Genomic DNA, 19,057 nt, shown 5'->3' with positions numbered 1-19,057 from the left:
CGGCGTTCCCGGCCGCCCCCGCCGTCTCAGCGGAACAACGGGATGACCTCGGAGCCGTAGGCGTCGATCGTGCCCTCCCGGTTGTCGTGCATGTCGTAGACGGCGAACTGATCGACGCCCAGGCTCTTGAGGTGCCGGAGCTTCTCGATGTGAGCCTCTGCGGGACCGAGGAGGCAGAAGCGGTCGACGATCTCGTCGGGGACGAAGGTGGTGTCGGGGTTGTCGGCGCGGCCGTGGTGCGCGTAGTCGTAGCCCTGCCGGTCCTTGATGTACGCCGTCAGCTCCTCCGGCACCATCGAGGAGTGCTCGCCGTACTTGGACACCAGGTCGGCGACGTGGTTGCCGACCATGCCGCCGAACCACCGGCACTGGTCCCGGGCGTGCGCCAGGGACTGCGGGGAGTCGTCGGCGGTGACGTACGCGGGGGCGGCGACGCAGATCGTCAGGGCGTCGGGGTCGCGGCCCGCGTCGGTGGCCGCCTGCCGGACCGCCTTGACCATCCACTCGGTGAGGAAGGGGTCGGCGAGCTGGAGGATGAAGCCGTCGGCCTTCTGCCCGGCGAGGGCGAGCGCCTTGGGCCCGTACGCGGCCATCCAGACGGGGAGCTTCCCGTTCTTGATCCACGGGATGCGGACCGGGTTGCCGTCGACCTGCGCCTCCCGTCCTTCCGCGAGGTCACGGATGACGTCGATGGCCTCGCCGAGCCGGGCCAGGGTGTTGGGCCTGCGTCCGGCGACGCGCATGGCGGAGTCGCCGCGGCCGATGCCGCAGACGGTCCGGTTGCCGTACATGTCGTTGAGGGTGGCGAAGGTGGAGGCGGTCACCTCCCAGGTGCGGGTCCCCGGGTTGGTCACCATCGGGCCCACGTGCAGCTTGGTGGTGTTGGCGAGGATCTGGCTGTAGATGACGAAGGGTTCCTGCCACAGGACGGCGGAGTCGAAGGTCCAGCCGTAGCGGAAGCCGTTGCGTTCCGCCCGGCGCATCAGCCCGACGACCTGCGACGCCGGCGGGTCGGTCTGCAGGACGAGTCCAAAATCCAACGTCGCTCTCCTAGTTCAGGTACTGGCAGGTGGAACGCGGCACGAAGGTGCCGTGACCGGCGTGGCCGACGTACTTCCGCTGGTCGATGACGACCTCGCCCCGGGAGAGGACCGTCTCGACCTGGCCGGTGACCGTCCTCCCCTCGTACGCCGAGTAGTCGACGTTCATGTGGTGGGTCTCCGCGGAAAGGGTCTGGACGGCGTGCGGGTCGTAGATCACGATGTCGGCGTCGGCGCCCGGGGCGATGGTGCCCTTCTGCGGGTACAGCCCGAACATCCTGGCCGGCGTCGCGCAGGCGATCTCGATCCAGCGGCGCCGCGAGATGTGCCCGTCGACGACGGCCTGGTGCAGGAGGTCCATCCGGTTCTCCACCCCCGGCAGACCGTTGGGGATCTTGGAGAAGTCGCCGCGGCCGAGATCCTTCTGTCCGACGAAGCAGAAGGGGCAGTGGTCGGTGGAGACCACCTGGAGGTCGTTCGTCCGCAGTCCGCGCCAGAGCGCCGCCTGGTGCTCCTGCGGCCGGAGCGGGGTGCTGCACACGTACTTCGCGCCCTCGAAGCCCGGCTCCGCGAGGTTGTCGGTGGAGAGGAAGAGGTACTGGGGACAGGTCTCGCCGAAGACGGGCAGTCCCTTGTCGCGGGCCGTGGCGATCTCGGCCACCGCCTCCTCCGCCGAGACGTGCACGACGTACAAGGGCGCGCCGGCCACCCGGGCGAGCTGGATCGCCCGGTGGGTGGCCTCCGCCTCCAGGAGCGCCTTGCGGACCTCCCCGTGGTAGCGGGGGTCGGTCTCGCCGCGGGCGAGGGCCTGCTCGACGAGGACGTCGATGGCGATGCCGTTCTCGGCGTGCATCATGATCAGCCCGCCGTTGTCGGCGGAACGCTGCATGGCCCGGAGGATCTTGCCGTCGTCGCTGTAGAAGACGCCGGGGTAGGCCATGAAGAGCTTGAAGGAGGTGATGCCCTCCTGGACGAGCCGGTCCATCTCCTTGAGCGTGTGCTCGTTGACGTCGGAGAGGATCATGTGGAACGCGTAGTCGACGGCGCAGTTGCCGTCGGCCTTGGCGTACCAGGTGTCGAGTCCTTCGCGCAGGCTGCGGCCGACGCTCTGGACGGCGAAGTCGACGATGGTGGTGGTGCCGCCCCAGGCGGCGGCGCGGGTACCGGTCTCGAAGGTATCGGAGGCGGCGGTGCCGCCGAAGGGCAGCTCCATGTGGGTGTGGGCGTCGACGCCACCGGGCAGCACGTAGCGGTCGGTGGCGTCGATCGTCCGGTCGGCGGTCCAGGCGCCCGCCGCGTCGGAGCCGTGGGCCGCGAGGGCGACCACACGGCCGTCCTCGATCAGCACGTCGGCGTGGAGTTCGTCGGCGGCGGTGACGACGAGGCCGCCCCGGATGACGGTTCGGATGCTCACGGGACTCTCCCTGCTCGGTGCGGCGGGCCGATCGCGATACGGCGGGACGGTGTGACTACAGCTCTCGCAGGGCCGCTTCGAGCATCGCCGCGCCCTCCTCCGCCTCGGCGACGGTGAGCGAGAGCGGTGGGGCGATGCGCAGGACGCTCGTGTTGTGGCCGCCGCCCTTGCCGATCAGCAGGCCGTTCGCACGGGCTGCCTCCAGGACGGTGGCGGCCGCGTCCGGGTTCGCCCGCTCGGTGCCCGGCTCGGTGAGCTCGATGCCGATCATGAGGCCGCGGCCGCGGACCTCGCGTACCGCCGCGACTCCGGCGCAGGCCGCCCTGATCCGCTCGATGAGCAGACCGCCGACCCGGCGCGCGTTGCCCTGGAGGTCGTGCTCCAGGAGGTACGAGAGGTTGGCGAGGCCTGCGGCCATGGTGATGGGCGAACCGCCGAAGGTGGAGATGGAGTTGGCGTCGACGGAGTTCATGATGTCGGCGCGGGCGACGACTCCGCCGACGGACATGCCGTTGCCGATGCCCTTGGCGAAGGTGAGGATGTCGGGCGGCCCGGCCTGGTCGTGGGCCTGCCAGCCCCAGAAGTGCTCGCCCGTGCGGCCCCAGCCGGTCTGCACCTCGTCGGAGATCCACAGGATGCCGTGCCGGTCGAGGACCTGGCGGAACGCGGCGTACAGACCGTCGGGCGGGGCGGTGAAGCCACCGACGCCCTGGACGGGTTCGGCGATGAGCGCGGCGACGTCCCGGGTGTGGCCGAGGAGGTCCTCGAGGTCGGCGACGCAGGCCTCGATGAACCGCTCGTCGGTGTACTGGGCGTACGGACCGCGGGTACGGACGCCGCCGTGCACGTACAGGGTCTGGAGCGGCGAGAGGCTGGTGGGCGACCAGGCTCGGTTGCCGGTGATGCCGACGGTGGAGAACGAGCGGCCGTGGTAGCTGTTCCGCATGGCGAGGATCTGGTTCGACCGGCGGTACGCGGTCGCGAGGAGCAGCGCCGTGTCGTTGGCCTCGGTGCCGGAGGTGGTGAAGAAGACGCGGGCGTCGGGGATGCCGGAGAGTCCGGCGATCCGCTCGGCGAGCTCGACCATCGGGCGGTTGAGGTAGAGCGTCGAGGAGTGGATGATGCGGCCCGCCTGCTCGGCGACGGCCTTGGTGACCTCGGGCAGGGCGTGGGCGGTCATGGTGGTGAGGATGCCGCCGAAGAAGTCGAGGTAGCGGCGTCCGTCGGCGTCCCAGACGTGCCGGCCCTCGCCGTGGGTGATCTCGAGGGGGTCCTTGTAGTACAGGGCGACCCAGTCGGGGATGACGGCCCGGTGCCGGTCGAAGAGACTGCTCACGGCCGCACCAGCCCGTCGTACGCGTCGGGGCGCCGGTCCCGGTAGAAGGCCCATTGCTGGCGCACCTGCTCGATCAGGCCGAAGTCGAGGTCGCGGACGAGGAGTTCCTCGGTCTTGTCGGAGGCCACGTCGCCGACGAACTTCCCGCGCGGATCGACGAAATAGCTCGTGCCGTAGAAGTCGTTGTCGCCGTACTCCTCGACGCCGACGCGGTTGATGGCGGCGACGAAGTACTCGTTGGCGACGGCCGCCGCGGGCTGCTCCAGCTGCCAGAGGTGGGAGGAGAGGCCGCGGTGGGTGGCCGAGGGATTGTAGACCAACTGGGCTCCGTTGAGACCGAGTTGGCGCCAGCCCTCCGGGAAGTGCCGGTCGTAGCAGATGTACACGCCGACGCGGCCGACGGCCGTGTCGAAGACCGGCCAGCCGGCGTTCCCCGGGCGGAAGTAGTACTTCTCCCAGAAGCCCTTGACCTGGGGGATGTGGTGTTTCCGGTACTTGCCGAGGTAGCTGCCGTCGGCGTCGATCACGGCGGCGGTGTTGTAGTAGAAGCCCTCGCCCTCGACCTCGAAGACGGGCACCACGATCACCATTCCGGTCTCCCGGGCGAGGTCCCGCATCCGGCTGACGGTGGGGCCGTCCGGGACGGGCTCGGCCCACCGGTAGTGCTCGGGCTCCTGGACCTGGCAGAAGTAGGGGGCGTTGAACACCTCCTGGAAGCCGATCACCTTGGCACCCTGACGGGCGGCCTCCCGGGCGTACTCCTCGTGTTTGGCGATCATGGATTCGGTGTCGCCGGTCCAGGTCGCCTGGACGAGCGCGGCACGTACGACGTCGGTCATGATCTGCTCCTTCGGCACGGCGTCAGAGAGCCTCTACGCACGTAGACGCGATGCGTAGGAGGAGAACGTAAGCCCCGTCACACCCCGGAGCAAGACCGCCGCCGGGAAGCGGCGGGGTCGATCATGTTTCATACCCGAGTGGTCCACGTCGGACACGTACCGACACGTACCGGCACGTCCGGGCATGCCGGAGTCGCGCGGGCGCGGGACCCCCGCGCGGGACGGGATTCCGGGCGGCGCGAGGGGGCCGGCCGGACCGTACGGGAGCCCCCCGGCCGGGTCGTACGGGACTCTCCGACCCCTGCGGGGAGACCCGCCGGGACGGGTCAGGCGCCCGCGAGCCCGGCCACCCGGAGGGCGTGCAGCAGCTCGCCCTCACGGGCCGCGGACACCGCTCGGGCGGCTTCGAGGAGTCGAGGAGCGAGACCCCGGGGGTCCTCGGCCGCCAGGCGGGCCGCGTCCTCGGGGGCCCGGACCCGGACGAACGCGGTGAGCAGCGCGCGGGCCTCGCGGTGGTGCCCCTCGGCCCGCAGGGCGGCGCAGGCTCCGGCGAGTTCCTCGACGGGGCGGGCCACGCCCTGCCGGAGCAGCTGATCGCAGTCGGCGGTCCGGCCCGCGTCGGCGAGCACCCCGGCCACGGCGGCCAGCCGGCCGGGCGGCAGGGAGGCCGCCTCCCAGAGCAGGATGGACCAGTCGGCGTCCAGCCCGGCCCGGTGCAGCTCACCGGCGAGGGCGGGAAGCCTGGAAGGCGGCCCTTCGAGGGCCTCGCAGAGCAGCGCGTGGGCCTCGCCGCTCCGGCCCTGGGCGCGGAGTCGCTGGAGCGCGTAGACCGCGTTGGCGGCGGCGCGGCCCGCCTCGGCGGCAGCGGCATCGGCGAGCACGGCCGGGTCGACGCCGGCGGGCGCCCCGGCCCCGGCGGGGCGGGCGGGCCGGGCGGCGCCCCCGAACCGGGCTCCGCGCGGCGCAGCTCCCCCGGCGGGGAGGACGGGAACGGGTGCGGGCGCCGGACCCTGGTCCTCGGCACCGCCGTCCAGCCACGCGTAACGCGCGCCGCGCGGGCGGCGCTCGGCCGGTGCCGGCGGCGCCCCGCCCTCGCCCCGCTCCCCCAGCCGTACGAGCCGGTCCGTCAGATCGGCGACGCGGGCCGTCGCCCGCGCGTGGTCGTCGCGCGTCCACGCCAGGTCGTGCTCCAGGCGGGCCGTGTCGTCCGGGCCGGGGGCCGGGGTCGCGCGGAGCCGGTCGCCCAGGTCGCGGGCCCGGGACTCGGCGTACCGGCGTTCGCGTTCCATGAGCTCCCGGCGTTCGGTGAGCGCCGCCGCTCCGCCGGGGCGGCGGTCGTGGACGCCGGTGGCCGCCGCGTACAGCGTTCCGCCCCGGAGGGCGAGCGGCCCCCCGACGGGCTCGCCGGCGTCCTGGAGCAGGGACTCGACGATGTCCCAGGGCAGGATCTCCGTACCGTCGAAGCAGGCCCGCAGCCCGTCCGGGTCACGTGCGGCGAAGACTCCGTACCAGCCGCCGCCCGGCGGGATGCGGCGCGCGAGTTCCGCCAGCCAGTCTCTGAACGTGGCCATTTCCACCGGGAGTCGATACACCGTCATACGTTCCGCACCTGCCCCGCCGTCGACTGGAACCTTCCGGTCCGCGGGTATTGGACCGCAGTCGTGTTACGGGACGACTACGGACCGTTTTCCTGCGCGTGCCCTGCCGCGCCGATCACCCGAATCGCACGACGATCCCGGTGTGCGGGCGCTTCCCGAGCCGGACGAGCATGGCGGGCACGTCGGTGAGCCAGTACTGCCAGGTGTACTTGCGCGAGAGCAGGCCCCGGATCCGGCGCAGCTCCTCACCCGTCACCAGCCGGCCCTCGCCGGTGAAGCGCTCCGCGCCCTCGGCGATGTTGCCGCGCAGGTCGCAGACGGCGACCTCGACCTTCGGGTCGTTCCGCAGCCGCTTGACCTTCCAGGAGTCCGTGCGGGTCCAGGCGTACAGCTCGTCGCCGTCCACCGCGTACCAGACGGGTGTCGCGACCCCCGTCCCGTTCTTGCGGTAGGTGGTCAGGCTGACGTAGCGGCCGTGCCGCAGCTCTTCGGGCATCATGCCCGGGAGCCTATGCCGGGCCGGAGGCATGGGGCAGGGGCTTCCCGGCGACGAGGGGTCCGGCGCCCGGCCGGCCGGCGTCAGCCGCCCCGCGCGTCACTGGCCGACCCTGCCGTCGACGCACTCGCGCAGCAGGTCGGCGTGGCCGCAGTGGCGGGCGTACTCGTCGATCCGGTGCACCATCAGCTCCCGGATCGCGATGCCGTCCTTCCCCACGCGGGCGCCGAGGTCCGGGTGCCCTGCCAGCTCGGCGTCGAGCGCCGCCTGTTCGCGCTCCAGATCGGCGAACGCGGCGTCGACCACGGCCTGGTCGGCGACGGCGCCGTCGAAGTCCGCGTCCCGCCGGCCGTAGAGCTTCGGCAGCGGCTCACCGTCACTGATCCAGTTGCGCCAGTCCCGCTCCACCTCGGCGAGGTGCCGGACCAGGCCGAGCAGCGACATGGTCGACGGCGGGACCGAACGCCGGGCGAGCTGCTCCGCGTCCAGCCCCTCGCACTTCATCCGCAGGGTCAGGCGGAAGTCCCGCAGGCCGTCCCGCAACGTCGCGAGCTCACCCTCCGAGGCGACATCCCCGTTGTTGTTGCGGGGGTCGTCGTCCGGGTCCACCCACATGTCGGGGTAGACGGTCGCCGTGGTCCATCGTGCGAGTTCGTCGCTCATGCCTCGCATGATCGGCCGTGCCGGTCCGGTGCGCCACCGAGTTTCCGAGCGCCCGGAGTCCGGGCCGTCAGACGGGTGCGAGCGCGCAGCGGACGACCAGCTCGTCCATGGAGAGACCGAGGACCCGGGCGAGGGCCGCGACGGTGAAGAACGCCGGGGTGGGAGCCCGGCCCGTCTCGATCTTGCGGAGGGTCTCGGCGGACAGGCCGGCGGCGGCGGCGATCTCGACCATCGACCGCTCGCCGCGCGCTTCGCGCAGGAACAGGCCGAGGCGCTCGCCGCGCTCGCGCTCTTCGGGGGTCAGGGGTGTGCGCACCATGACGCCATACTAATACCGGTATAGTAATTGGCATGGTGGAGATCAAGACGAACGAGAACCTGGCCGCGATGCGTGAGGCGGGCCGGGTGGTGGCCCGCGCCCTCGCGGCCGTACGGGAGAAGGCGGCGCCCGGCGTGCCGCTGACCGACCTCGACCGGGCCGCGCGGGAGGTCCTCGCCGAGGCGGGCGCCGGATCCCCCTTCCTCGGCTACCGCCCGGAGTGGGCGCCGGTGCCGTTCCCCGCGGTCGTGTGCGTCTCCGTGAACGACGCGATCGTCCACGGCATCCCCGACGACACCCGGCTGGCCCCGGGCGACCTGGTCTCGGCGGACTGCGGGGCCCTGCTCGGCGGCTGGGCGGGCGACTCGGCGATCAGCTTCACGGTCGGCCCGGCCCGGCCCGAGGACGCCCGGCTGATCGCCGCGGCGGAGGAGGCGCTGGAGGCGGGCATCGCGGCCGCCGTCGTCGGCAACCGCATCGGCGACATCGCGCACGCCATCGGCCGGGTGGGCCGCGCCGCCGGGTTCGGCATCCCGGACGGCTTCGGCGGCCACGGCATCGGCCGCACGATGCACGAGGACCCGGGCGTCCCCAACGAGGGACGGCCGGGCCGGGGCATGAGACTGCGCCACGGGATGGTGCTCGCGATCGAGCCGATGCTCATCGGGGGCGGCACGGACGACCACTACACGGCGCGTGACGGCTGGACGATCCGTACGGTCGACGGCTCTCGCGCCTCGCACGCCGAGCACACGGTGGCGATCACGGACGACGGCCCGCGGGTGCTGACGGCCCTGTAGGACACCGGGAACGCGCGTCCGCCGCGGAGGAGGAGGGGGCACCCGCGTGCCCCCTCTCGTCACCGCTCGCCCGCCGGCCTGACCACCATCGCCGAACCGCCGCCCCTGCGGACGGTCTCGGCCGCTGCCACCCAGCGGCCGTCCGGCAGACGCTGGACGCCGGTCGCCGCGCCGATCTCCGGGTTCTGCCGGAATCCGTGCCCGATGGCCTCGAGTTCCGCCCGGACCGGGCTGTTCCACAGTCCGGGTTCGAGCTCGGTGGTGGCCTGGTTGCGCTGACTCGCCCGCGGCGCGGCGATCGCGTCGACGAGCGGCAGGCCGCGGTCGACGACCCCGGTGAGGGTCTGGAGGACCGTCGTGATGATGGTCGCGCCGCCCGGCGACCCGAGCGCGAGCACCGGCCGGTCGTGCCCGTCGAGGACGATCGTCGGCGAGATCGAGGAGCGCGGCCGCTTGGCGGGCCCGGGCAGGTTCGGGTCGTGCACGGCCGGGTTCGCCGGGGCGAAGGAGAAGTCGGTCAGCTCGTTGTTGAGCAGGAAGCCCCGGCCCGGCACCGTGATCCCGCTGCCGCCGGTGGACTCGATGGTGAGGGTGTAGGCGACGACGTTGCCCCACTTGTCGGACACCGTCAGGTGGGTGGTGTTCTCCCCCTCGTACGTGGTCGGGGCCGCCGTGCCGCCGCTCGCGCACGGCACCGGGCTGTTCGGGTCGCCGGGCGCGAGGGGACTGGTCAGCGCCGCGTCATCCCGGATCAGGCAGGCGCGTGAGTCGGCGTACCGCTGGGAGAGCAGCCCGCGCGTCGGGACGGACTCGAAGGCGGGGTCGCCGACCCAGCGGCCCCGGTCCGCGAAGGCGATGCGGCTCGACTCGATGAAGCGGTGCAGATAGCGGGCCGGGGAGGCGTGCGCGAGGTCGGTGCCTTCCAGGATGTTGAGGGCCTCGCCGACGCTCGTTCCGCCGGAGGAGGACGGGGGCATGCCGTAGACGTCGAGACCCCGGTAGGAGACCTTGGTGGGCTTGCGGAACTCGGTTCGGTACGCGGCGAGGTCGCGCTCCGTCAGATCGCCGGACCGGACCTTCCGGGTGGCGCCCTCGCGGACCGGGGGCGTACGGACGGTGTTCACGATGTCCCGGGCGAGCGGGCCCCGGTAGAGCGCACCGACCCCCTCGCGTCCGAGCTTCTCGTACGTACGGGCGAGGTCGGGATTCCTGAAGACCGAGCCGACGACGGGCAACTCCCCGCCGGGCAGGAAGAGCCGGGAGCTGGCGGGGAAGTCACGGAACCGCGCCTCGTTGCCGGCGGTCTGCGCCCGGAAGGTGGCGTCGACGGTGAAGCCCTCGCGGGCGAGCCGCTCAGCGGGTTCGAGCAGGGTGCCGAGCCGCTTGCTGCCCCAGGCGTCCAGGGCGGTCTTCCAGGTCGCCGGGGTGCCGGGGGTGCCGACGCCGCGGCCGCTGGTCATCCCCTCCTCGAAGGGGATCGGTGTGCCGTTCTCCACGAAGAGGTTCGCGTCGGCCGAGCGGGGCGCGGTCTCGCGTCCGTCGACGGTGTGGACCGTACGGCTCTTCGCGTCGTAGTAGACGAAGTAGCCGCCGCCCCCGATGCCCGCCGAGTAGGGCTCGGTGACGCCGAGCGCGGCCGCGACGGCGACGGCGGCGTCCACGGCGTTGCCGCCCTTGCGGAGCACCTCGACACCGGCGGCCGAGGCGTCGGCGTCCACGCTGGCCACGGCTCCGCCGTAGCCGACGGCCACGGGTTCCTTGACGGGCGGTGGCGCGACGGCCGGTGGGGCCGTGGGCGGGGCGGCGGCACCCATCGAGAGCACCGTCGCCGCGACGGCGAGAACGGAGACCTTCCCAGCGGCGGAGCGACGCATTCCCTACCTCCAGTCAATGACCGTCCGCGCAGCGTAACTTCCCCCGGCCCCTCCCGTCAGGACCGCCTCGAACAGGAGACCGTTTCCCCGCTAGCATGCGCGCCCATGGACGAAGACCTGCGCAACATCGTGCTCGGGGTGCTGGCCACGGGGGTCAGCGCCTCGCTCGGCTGGCTGGGCCGCACGTACCTCTGGCGGCGGAGGCTCCGCCGCAAGCAGGAGTTCTTCGGCCTGCCGGGGAACTCGGAGTGCCTGCTCGTGGTGAACAGGGAGTCCGGCGGCGACCGCTCGGTGCACCGGTTCGACGTGTTCGCGCTGCTCGAACTGTCGGCGCTGATCAAGGACTGCGGCGCACAGGCCCGGATACTCTCGCACGACCAGACCCACCAGGGGTTCGGCGACCGGACCGAGTTCTGCGTCGGCGGCCCCTACTCGAACCGGCGGATGGCCGCGCATCTGGCGACCCTCCTCCCGGGCATCGATGTGAACGTCGAGGTCGAACCGAGCGCCGATCGCGGGGCGTTCCTGATCGGCGGGGAGCGCTACCCCTCGGAGCCGGGGATCAGCGAGTACGTGATCCTCGCCCGGCTCACCGCCGGGGAGGGCGGCCGGCCGGTGTTCCTCTTCTGCGGACAGCGGGCGATCACCAACCAGGCGGCGACCCGCTATCTCGCACGCCACTACGAGGAGTTGGCGGGACTGCACCGATCCGGGTCCTTCGTGGTGCTCCTCAAGGTCGTCAACTCCCAGGCGTACGGCCCTGATGTGGTGGAGCTGGTGGCCGATGTCACCCGCGCGGCGCGGACGGCCCCGGTCGTCGTACCGGCAGCGACGTGATGCCGTTGATGAAGTTGGAGACGAGGCGGCGGGGCGGGCCGGAGAGCTCCAGGCCGCCGGGGCAGGCCCGGCGCACCTCCTCGTGGAGCACGCGCAGCTGAAGCCGGGCGAAGTGCGCGCCGAGGCAGACGTGCGGGCCGTCACCGAAGGACACGTGGGGGTTGGGGCTCCGGCCGAGGTCGAGCCGGTGCGGGTCGGCGAAGACGCGCTCGTCGTGGTTGGCGGAGGCGTGGAGGACGACGACCTTGTCGCCGCGACGGATCGTCCGCCCGGCGAGTTCGGTGTCGACGGCGGCCGTGCGGCGGAACGAGAGCACGGGCGGATGGACGCGCAGGAGTTCGTCCACCGCCGTGTCGGTGCCGACCTCGCCCCTCCACCATCTCCGCTGTTCGTCGGGGTGTTCGGCGAGGGCGAGGAGTCCGCCGGGAGCGGCGCTGCGGACCGTGTCGTTCCCGGCGACGGTCAGCAGGAAGAAGAACATCTCCAGCTCCGCGTCGGCGAGTTCGGACGCGGCGAGCGCGCTCATGATGTCGTCGGCCGGATGCTCGCGTTTGTGGGCGGCGAGTTCCTGCGCGTAGGCGAACATCTCGGCCAGCATGGCGGGAGAGCGCGGATCGACCGGCCTCCCCTCGTCGTCGAGGACGGGCGGTTCGTCGGGGTCCTGGTAGGCGATGACCCGCTCGGTCCAGGTGTGCAGCAGGCCCCGGTCGCTCGGGGGCACGCCGAGCAGATCGGTGAGATTGAGCAGGGCGTAGTCGTCGGTGACCGTCTGGACGAGGTCCACCTCGCCCCCGGTCCCGATCGCCTTCGCGAGCAGTTGCCGGGCCCGTTCGCGCGCGGTGGCACCGAACCGCTCGATCCGCCCCGGGGTGAAGGCCCGGCTCACGAGTCGCCTCAGCCTGCCGTGTTCCGGCGGGTCCTGATTGAGCATCATGCGGCGGATGAAGGGCAGGTCGGCGGGGTCGGGGTCGCGGATCTGGGTGGCACCGAGGCACGAGGAGTACGTACCGGAGTCCTTGAGCACCCGGACGACGTCGGCGTGCCGGGTGACGGCCCAGAATCCGGGACCGGCGGGCCAGCCCAGGATCTCGGGCTCCTCCTGCCAGGCGACAGGGGCGTGATCACGCAGCACACGGAAGCGGTCGTGCGGGATCCCGGTCGCGTAGATCCGTGGGTCGAAGACGTCGGGTACGCCGCTCGATTCCTCCACCGCACCTCCCGTCGGGGGTGATGACGTATCCACCATGACAGGTCGGAGGCGGTTTTCGCAGGACTGGTCGCACACTTCGACAGAGGGCCCACGCGGACTTCGCGGAGGCCGTCGCCCTGCTCGACGGCGCCACACCGCCACACCGCCACACCGCCACACCGCCACACCGCCACCAATCGTTACCCGCACGTAACTTACCGACCAGTTACCACGGGTAAGGCTTCGCGGTTACCGTCGGGTCACTTTCACTGCCCCCCATCAGCGCCCGCACTGCCCACCCAGCAGTGCCCAGTGAGGAGTGACCCGTGCGACGCACACCCCTGGCCCTCGCCGTCTCGGCCGCCCTCGTGGCCGGGACGGCCCTCGGGCTCTCACCCGCCGCCCAGGCGAGCGAGGCCGGAGAGACCGCCGGCACCGGCATCCGCTTCGTCGACATCGTGGGAGAGGGCGGCACCGTCCTCAAGGCGAACGTCGTCACCCCCGCCGGGTCCACCGACACCACCCGCCACCCGCTGATCGTGCTGCCCACCAGCTGGGCCATGCCGCAGGTCGAATACCTCGTGCAGGCGAAGCTGCTCGCCGACTCCGGGTACATCGTGGTGAGTTACAACTCGCGCGGCTTCTGGCAGTCCGGCGGTGAGATCGAGACCGCGGGGCCCAAGGACATCGCCGACGCCTCCAAGGTGATCGACTGGGCCCTCGCCAATACCGGCGCCGACCCCGCCCACATCGGCATGGCGGGCGTCTCGTACGGCGCCGGGATCAGCCTCCTCGCCGCCGCCCACGACCCGCGGATCAAGGCCGTCGCCGCGCTCAGCGGCTGGGCCGACCTCATCGAGTCCATCTACAGCGGCCGCACCCAGCACGTCCAGGCCGCCGCACTGCTCGGCGGCGCCGGCTACCTCACCGGCCGTCCCGGCCCCGAACTCCAGCAGATCCTGGGCGACTTCCTCTCCTCCAACCTGGACAAGGAGGAGGACATGATCGCCTGGGGCCGCAAGCGCTCCCCCGCCGAGCAGCTGGACCGGATCAACGCCAACGGCGCCGCGATCATGCTCGGCAACGCCTGGGGCGACACCATCTTCCCGCCCAACCAGTACGCGAGCTTCTTCGAGAAGCTCACCGGCCCCAAGCGTCTGGAGTTCCGCCCCGGCGACCACGCCACCGCCGAGGCCACCGGCCTGTTCGGACTGCCGAACGACACCTGGACCAGCGCCCACCGCTGGTTCGACCACTACCTCAAGGGCGTCGACAACGGCATCGACCGCGAGCAGCCGGTCCAGCTCGCGTCCCGCTCCACCGGCGGCTACGAGGGCTACGCCGACTGGAGGTCCGTGCACGCGAACCAGCGGAAGTTCGACCTCGGCGGTACGCAGCGGGTCTGGACGAACGTCGACTCCGGAGCCAACGGGGGCATCACCCTGCTCACCAACCTCCTGGACCAGTTCCTCCGCACCCCGCCCGTCGTCTCCGTCCCCCTCCTCCCCCGCGCCTTCGCCGGCGTCTGGCAGTCGGAGCGGTACGACACCCCGCAGCGGGTGCGCGGCACCGTGAAGGTGCACACCACCGTCACCTCCACCGCGGAGAGCGGCACCCTCGTCGCGTACCTCTACGACGTGGGTCCGCTCGGCGTCGGCAAGCTCGTCAGCAACGCCCCGTACACCTTCCACGACAGGACCCCGGGCAAGGCGTTCGGCGTCGATCTGGATCTCTTCTCCACGGCGTACGACGTCCCGGCGGGCCATCGCCTCGCGCTGGTCGTCGACACGGTCGACCCGCTCTACATCGAGCACAACCCGACCGGCGCGCAGCTGACCTTCTCCTCCCCCTCGGCCGACCCGTCGTACGTGTCGGTACCGCTGCGGAAGGAGTGATCACCGGCTGCTGCCGGGCGGGTGCGGCCCTCGCTCGCTACTGCGGTCCCGGCAGCAGCGTCTCTGGTTCGGCCGGACCGACGTCCACGGCCTTCGTCTTCGGGCTGCGGCGTTCCCTGCGGGCCACCCAGGTGGCGAACCAGGAGAGCAGCATGCACATCCCGATGTAGATCGGTGAGATCACCAGGACGACCGGGATGAACGGCAGGTCGTAGTCCAGGTTGGAGGCGATCAGTTTGCCCGCGTGGAGGAACTCCTCGTAGGTGATGAGGAATCCGAGCGAGGTGTCCTTGAGGGCGACCACCAGCTGACTGATGATGGCCGGGAGCATCGCGCGGACGGCCTGTGGCACCAGGACGTAGGTCATGACCTGCGTCTTGCGCATGCCGAGGGCGTACGCGGCCTCGCCCTGCCCGCGTGCCACGGAGTGGATGCCGGTGCGGAAGACCTCCGCGAGGACCGAGCCGTTGTAGAGGGTGAGTCCGGCGACGAGGGCGGGCAGGGCCTGCACCTTGAGAGCCACGAAGATGAAGAAGATCATCACAAGGACGGGCATGGCGCGGAAGAACTCGACGAGCAGGGTCGAGATCCAGCGGAGCGCCCGGTGTTCGGAGAGGCGTCCGGTGGCGAGGACCGCGCCGAGGGCGAGCGACAGCACCGAGGCGTAGGCGAAGGCCTTGAGCGTGTTGCCGAGCCCTTCGAGCAGCAGCTCCTGGATGCCCTTGTAGAGGAAGGGCGACCATTTGGTCGAGGTGAACTGGTCGTTGTCGAAGAGGAGATAGAGGATCCAGCCGGCCAGCGCGAGGATCACCAGGGTGGACGCGACGCCGTAGAGGAGGTGGCGCCGCCGGGCGTGCGGCCCGGGGATGTCGTAGAGGGCGGTGGAATCGGTCATCGGGCGACTCCCCAGCGCTTCTCGAGGACGTTGAAGAGGGCGCTGATGGTGAGGGTGATGATGAGGTATCCGACGGCGATCCAGACGAAGGTCCAGACGATGTTGTAGCCGAGTTCGCTCAAGGTCTTGTAGGTGCCGAGGAGTTCGGTGACGCTGAACGCTCCGGCGATGGCGGAGTTCTTGGCGAGGGCGATCAGGGTGGAGCCGATCGGCGGGATGACCGTGCGGAAGGCCTGGGGCAGGACCACCGTGCCGAGGGTCTGGGTGAAGCTCATCCCCAGACTGCGGGCGGCCTCGCCCTGGCCGCGCGGCACCGTGTTGATGCCGGAGCGCAGCACCTCGCAGATGAAGGCCGAGGTGTAGCAGCCGAGTGCGAGGACGGCGAACAGCTTGAAGGGCAGCACCAGTCCGAACCGGGGCAGGCCCAGCATGACGGCGAAGAACAGCAGCGTCAGCGGGGTGTTGCGCAGGACGGTGACCCAGACCGTGCCGAAGACCCGGAAGGAACCCACGGGGGCGACCCGGAACGAGGCCATGAGGAAGCCCAGGACCAGTGCCAGCGCCGAGGCGTAGACGGTGAGTTCGACGGTGCCGAGGAATCCCTCGGCGTAGAGCGAGAAGTTGTCTGTCAGGACGTCCATGTCGGGAGGCTCCTCTCGTCAGCTCGCCGGATACCGGTCGATGGGGGGCGGTGTCGGGGCGGGGACCCCGGAGAGGCCGAGGGTGGCGTCGTAGGCCTTCTTCCAGTCGCCGTTCTTCTCGTGGACGGCGAGGGCGTCGTCGAGGGCGAAGCGCAGGGCGTTGTCCGTGCGCGGGACGCCGATGCCGTACGGCTCCTTCGAGAACGGTTCGCCGACGACCTTGAGTTCGTCCGGGACCTTGGCGGCGTAGCCCATGAGGATCGTGTCGTCGGTGGTGACGGCGTCGACCTGATAGGTCAGCAGGTTGTCCACGCAGGCGGAGTACGTGTCGTAGGCGACGAGTTCGGCCTTGGGGTAGTCCTTCTCGATCCGCTGGTACGGGGTGGAGCCGGCGGCCGAGCAGACCCGCTTGCCGGCCAGGTCCTGGGGGCCGTCGATGTCGTGCTCGTCGGTGCGGACGAGCAGGGACTGGCCGGCCAGGTAGTAGGGCCCCGCGAAGCCGACGAGCTTCTTGCGGTTGTCGTTGATGGTGTAGGTGCCGACGTAGTAGTCGATCTGTCCGTTCTGCAGGGCGGTCTCGCGGTTGGCCGAGGCGATCGTACGGAAGTCGATGCCGGCCGGGTCGAAGCCGAGGGAGGCCGCCATCATCTTGGCGATCTCGATGTCGAAGCCGGAGTAGCGGCCGGTGGCCGGGTCCTTCTCGCCCATGTACGGCTGGTCCTCCTTGGCGCCGACGACGAGGCGGCCGCGCTTCTTCGCCCGGGTCCAGGTGGGCGAGTCCGGCAGGGTGAAGCCGGACTGGACCTGGTAGACCGGGAGTTGGTCGGGCTGCGGGCCCTTGACGGGCGGGCTGCCCTCCCTGCCGCAGCCGGCGAGCGCCGCCGTCAGGGCGAGCAGCAGGGCGAGCACGGCCGGGGCGCGGTGCGTATGCTGCATGGTTCCCACCCCGCTCAGTGCTTGAGGATCTTGGACAGGAAGTCCTTGGCGCGTTCGCTGCGCGGGGCGGTGAAGAAGTCCTCCGGGGCACGGTCCTCGACGATCCTGCCGTCGGCCATGAAGACGACGCGGTTGGCCGCCGAGCGGGCGAAGCCCATCTCGTGGGTGACGACCACCATCGTCATTCCCTCGTGGGCGAGTTGCTGCATGACCTCCAGGACCTCGTTGATCATCTCGGGGTCGAGGGCCGAGGTAGGCTCGTCGAAGAGGAGCGCCTTGGGGTCCATGGCGAGGGCGCGGGCGATGGCCACGCGCTGCTGCTGACCGCCGGAGAGCTGGGCGGGGTACTTGTCGGCGTGCGCGGCGAGTCCGACCCGGTCGAGGAGTTCGCGTGAACGCCGGTCGGCCTCCTCCCTCTTGCGCTTGCGGACCTTGATCTGCGCGAGGGAGACATTGGCGAGGACGGTCTTGTGCGCGAAGAGGTTGAACGACTGGAAGACCATGCCGACCTCGGCCCGAAGGCGGGCGAGCGCCTTGCCCTCCTCGGGGAGTGGCTGTCCGTCGATGACGATCTCGCCCGACTCCACGCTCTCCAGGCGGTTCATCGCCCGGCAGAGGGTGGACTTGCCGGATCCGGACGGCCCGATGACGACGACCACCTCCCCCCGGCCGACGGTGAGATCGATGGACTGGAGGACGTGCAACGTGCCGTAGTGCTTGTTGACGCCACGCAGTTCGATCAGCGGATCGACGACGGCCATACGCTGCCCTGCCCCATTTCTCAGCGGTGTCGAGTCAGCGCAAACTATCCACCAGAAAAGGGACTTCACGCCCGACACGCATGAAACCTCAATAAGCCGTATTTACTGCAAAAGGGTGGCGGGGCGGGGGTGCGGGACGGGCCGCACGGGGCGGCGGAGTCAGTACTCGGCGGCCTCGGCGTACATCTGGGAGAGCTCCGGCGAGCCCGTCATCGCCCAGTCGAGACCGGCCTCGACGACCTGGAGCTCACGGCCCGAGGCGAGCCGCACCACCGGGCCGCCGCCGGGCCACACCTGCCAGTGCGCGCCGGGTACGTTCCTTACGATCACGGTGCCGAGGTAGAGCCCGGCGTCGTTCCCGATCCAGGGCAGTTCCTCCGGGTCGTCACGCCAGCGGGGTGGCAGCTGGTCGAGCTCCTGGAGGGAGTGAGGGGTGTCGTCGAGCGCCACCCCGGACTGTGCGACACGGGCGCGCAACAGCTCGCACTCGGCGAGCAGCTCGGCCACGCCGTCGGGGTCACGGTCGAAGGCCGCGACCAGCGGGGAGCCGGTCGGCTCGGGTGTGTGCCGCTTGCGCCAGTTGTCCAGGAATGGAATGTTCATCCGAACAGCCTCGCACCGTCACCTCCCGGTCGACCACCCGGCGCGCGGAGATCGTTCCGCCGCCGGATGGGCCCCGCGTCCGCTACACGTCGAGGTCGACCACGACGGGCGCGTGGTCCGAGGCGCCCTTGCCCTTGCGCTCCTCACGGTCCACATAGCTGTCCGTGACGGCCTCGGCGAAGGGCTTGTTGCCGTAGACCAGGTCGATGCGCATGCCCCGGTTCTTCGGGAAGCAGAGCTGGCGGTAGTCCCAGTACGTGAAGGGGTGGTCGTACTTGAGGGGGCGCGGGACCACGTCGGACAGGCCGGTCTCGCGGAGGCCGGCGAGCGCGGCCCGCTCGGGCTCCGTCACGTGCGTCAGGCCCTCGAAGGCCGACCGGTCCCAGACGTCGTCGTCGGTGGGCGCGATGTTGTAGTCGCCGAGGACCGCGAAGGGCCGGTCCCCCGCCGCGTCCTCCGCGACGGCCGCCTTCAGGGCCTCCAGCCAGCGCAGCTTGTAGGCGTAGTGCTCGTGCTCGACCTCCCGGCCGTTCGGCACGTACACCGACCAGACGCGGACCGGACCACAGGTCGCGGAGATGGCCCGGGGCTCCTCGGCCGCGTCGTACTCCGGGCCGCCGGGCAGGCCCGTGACCACGTCCGCGAGACCGACCCGGGAGACCAGAGCCACGCCGTTCCACCGGCCCGTGGCGTTGACCACGGACTCGTATCCGAGGGCGCGCAGCTCCTCGGTGGGGAACTGCTCGGCGGTGCACTTGGTCTCCTGGACGCACAGCACGTCCGTGCCGCTGCTCTCCAGCCAGGCGAGGAGCCGGGGCAGCCGGGCGGTGATCGAATTGACGTTCCAGGTGGCGATGCGCATGTGCGCAAGCCTACGTGCGGGGTCCGACAATCGACGCCGTGCCGGGCTGACGCGGCCTC

Annotated in this window: 19 protein-coding genes; 3 read left to right on the top strand and 16 right to left on the bottom strand. The window is 71.2% G+C overall.

Annotation, left to right across the window (positions count from 1 at the left end):
• Positions 1-26: 26 nt before the first annotated feature.
• The 8 genes from OG392_RS30130 to OG392_RS30095 form a co-directional block, all read right to left on the bottom strand.
• Positions 27-1,040, bottom strand: a complete 1,014-nt coding sequence (locus OG392_RS30130; protein ID WP_329284627.1) for a TIGR03842 family LLM class F420-dependent oxidoreductase — start codon at positions 1,038-1,040, stop codon at positions 27-29.
• Between the two features lie 10 nt (positions 1,041-1,050).
• Positions 1,051-2,454, bottom strand: a complete 1,404-nt coding sequence (hydA, locus tag OG392_RS30125) for a dihydropyrimidinase (protein ID WP_329284625.1) — start codon at positions 2,452-2,454, stop codon at positions 1,051-1,053.
• A gap of 55 nt (positions 2,455-2,509) precedes the next feature.
• Positions 2,510-3,790 (bottom strand): aspartate aminotransferase family protein, encoded by a 1,281-nt coding sequence (locus tag OG392_RS30120; protein ID WP_329284624.1) that lies wholly within the window; start codon positions 3,788-3,790, stop codon positions 2,510-2,512.
• Entirely contained in the window at positions 3,787-4,629 is an 843-nt protein-coding gene (locus OG392_RS30115; RefSeq protein ID WP_329284622.1) for a nitrilase-related carbon-nitrogen hydrolase, read from the bottom strand. Before OG392_RS30115 ends, OG392_RS30120 begins: the two co-directional genes overlap by 4 nt.
• Before the next feature lie 326 nt (positions 4,630-4,955).
• On the bottom strand, positions 4,956-6,227 hold the full coding sequence (locus OG392_RS30110) for a UL36 very large tegument protein (protein WP_443054934.1): 1,272 nt from the start codon (positions 6,225-6,227) through the stop codon (positions 4,956-4,958).
• Positions 6,228-6,342: 115 nt separating this feature from the next.
• Positions 6,343-6,726, bottom strand: coding sequence for a PPOX class F420-dependent oxidoreductase (locus OG392_RS30105; RefSeq protein ID WP_329284620.1), 384 nt, complete (start codon positions 6,724-6,726; stop codon positions 6,343-6,345).
• Positions 6,727-6,822: 96 nt separating this feature from the next.
• Complete coding sequence (locus tag OG392_RS30100) at positions 6,823-7,395, bottom strand: DinB family protein (RefSeq protein ID WP_329284618.1); 573 nt, start codon at positions 7,393-7,395, stop codon at positions 6,823-6,825.
• Between the two features lie 58 nt (positions 7,396-7,453).
• A complete protein-coding gene (locus OG392_RS30095; RefSeq protein ID WP_055601124.1) occupies positions 7,454-7,705 on the bottom strand; it encodes a helix-turn-helix domain-containing protein in 252 nt (83 codons plus the stop codon).
• A 32-nt stretch (positions 7,706-7,737) separates the two neighbouring features.
• Here OG392_RS30095 and map point away from each other — a divergent pair, with 32 nt between their 5' ends.
• Positions 7,738-8,505: a type I methionyl aminopeptidase gene (gene map, locus OG392_RS30090; protein ID WP_329284615.1), complete on the top strand. Its 768-nt coding sequence runs from the start codon at positions 7,738-7,740 to the stop codon at positions 8,503-8,505.
• Between the two features lie 59 nt (positions 8,506-8,564).
• On the opposite strand, the gene ggt is transcribed toward map, so the two are convergent.
• Positions 8,565-10,379 (bottom strand): gamma-glutamyltransferase, encoded by a 1,815-nt coding sequence (gene ggt / locus OG392_RS30085; RefSeq protein ID WP_329284613.1) that lies wholly within the window; start codon positions 10,377-10,379, stop codon positions 8,565-8,567.
• A 105-nt stretch (positions 10,380-10,484) separates the two neighbouring features.
• On the opposite strand from ggt, the gene OG392_RS30080 reads away from it, so the two are divergent.
• Positions 10,485-11,216: a hypothetical protein gene (locus tag OG392_RS30080; protein ID WP_329284611.1), complete on the top strand. Its 732-nt coding sequence runs from the start codon at positions 10,485-10,487 to the stop codon at positions 11,214-11,216.
• Here OG392_RS30080 and OG392_RS30075 read toward each other — a convergent pair.
• The gene (locus OG392_RS30075; protein WP_329284609.1) at positions 11,167-12,462 is read right to left on the bottom strand and encodes a cytochrome P450; all 1,296 of its coding nucleotides are present in this window, start codon (positions 12,460-12,462) and stop codon (positions 11,167-11,169) included. The two genes, OG392_RS30080 and OG392_RS30075, sit on opposite strands and share 50 nt — an antisense overlap.
• Before the next feature lie 269 nt (positions 12,463-12,731).
• Here OG392_RS30075 and OG392_RS30070 point away from each other — a divergent pair, with 269 nt between their 5' ends.
• The gene (locus OG392_RS30070; protein WP_329284607.1) at positions 12,732-14,300 is read left to right on the top strand and encodes an alpha/beta fold hydrolase; all 1,569 of its coding nucleotides are present in this window, start codon (positions 12,732-12,734) and stop codon (positions 14,298-14,300) included.
• Between the two features lie 37 nt (positions 14,301-14,337).
• On the opposite strand, the gene OG392_RS30065 is transcribed toward OG392_RS30070, so the two are convergent.
• From OG392_RS30065 to OG392_RS30040, 6 genes are all read right to left on the bottom strand, one after another.
• Positions 14,338-15,195, bottom strand: a complete 858-nt coding sequence (locus OG392_RS30065; protein ID WP_329284605.1) for an amino acid ABC transporter permease — start codon at positions 15,193-15,195, stop codon at positions 14,338-14,340.
• Positions 15,192-15,836, bottom strand: a complete 645-nt coding sequence (locus tag OG392_RS30060; RefSeq protein ID WP_329284604.1) for an amino acid ABC transporter permease — start codon at positions 15,834-15,836, stop codon at positions 15,192-15,194. The genes OG392_RS30065 and OG392_RS30060 overlap by 4 nt, the downstream gene beginning before the upstream one ends.
• 18 nt (positions 15,837-15,854) lie before the next feature.
• Positions 15,855-16,772, bottom strand: coding sequence for a glutamate ABC transporter substrate-binding protein (locus OG392_RS30055; protein WP_329284602.1), 918 nt, complete (start codon positions 16,770-16,772; stop codon positions 15,855-15,857).
• A gap of 14 nt (positions 16,773-16,786) precedes the next feature.
• The gene (locus tag OG392_RS30050) at positions 16,787-17,533 is read right to left on the bottom strand and encodes an amino acid ABC transporter ATP-binding protein (RefSeq protein ID WP_329284599.1); all 747 of its coding nucleotides are present in this window, start codon (positions 17,531-17,533) and stop codon (positions 16,787-16,789) included.
• Between the two features lie 159 nt (positions 17,534-17,692).
• The gene (locus OG392_RS30045; protein ID WP_329284597.1) at positions 17,693-18,136 is read right to left on the bottom strand and encodes a DUF6278 family protein; all 444 of its coding nucleotides are present in this window, start codon (positions 18,134-18,136) and stop codon (positions 17,693-17,695) included.
• A gap of 82 nt (positions 18,137-18,218) precedes the next feature.
• Positions 18,219-18,998: an exodeoxyribonuclease III gene (locus OG392_RS30040; RefSeq protein WP_329284593.1), complete on the bottom strand. Its 780-nt coding sequence runs from the start codon at positions 18,996-18,998 to the stop codon at positions 18,219-18,221.
• Between the last annotated feature and the right edge of the window lie 59 nt (positions 18,999-19,057).

Origin of the sequence: Streptomyces sp. NBC_00691 (assembly GCF_036226665.1) — a bacterium.
Classification (GTDB): Bacteria; Actinomycetota; Actinomycetes; order Streptomycetales; family Streptomycetaceae; genus Streptomyces.
The sequence above is the reverse complement of the archived record's forward strand: the minus strand, read 5'-3'. Positions and strand labels throughout refer to the sequence as shown.